This is a genomic window from Pseudomonas sp. FSL R10-2964 (assembly GCF_009600035.1).
Classification (GTDB): domain Bacteria; phylum Pseudomonadota; class Gammaproteobacteria; order Pseudomonadales; family Pseudomonadaceae; genus Aquipseudomonas; species Aquipseudomonas bubulae.
The window spans coordinates 1-227 of the sequence record NZ_WIWH01000165.1 but is presented as its reverse complement, the minus strand read 5'-3'; the positions used below and the strand labels follow the sequence as shown (position 1 = coordinate 227).

1 rRNA gene is annotated in these 227 nt (G+C 48.0%); it reads right to left on the bottom strand.

The window, feature by feature from the left end:
• Nucleotides 1–71: ribosomal RNA gene (gene rrf, locus GHN92_RS23785) — 5S ribosomal RNA — on the bottom strand; the annotation flags it as partial.
• Nucleotides 72–227 lie beyond the last annotated feature (156 nt).

Genomic DNA, 227 nt, shown 5'->3' with positions numbered 1-227 from the left:
TCGGCGATGCATCGTTTCACTACTGAGTTCGGGATGGGATCAGGTGGTTCCAATGCTCTATGGTCGTCAAGAAATTCTGTGGCAGATCCGTTATCAAAACGTGCCTGCGAAAACTTGGGACTTCTATAAAAACAAAATCCCCGTCTGCGTGAGCAGACAGGGATTTTGGAATTTAATCTTGACGATGACCTACTCTCACATGGGGAAACCCCACACTACCATCGGCG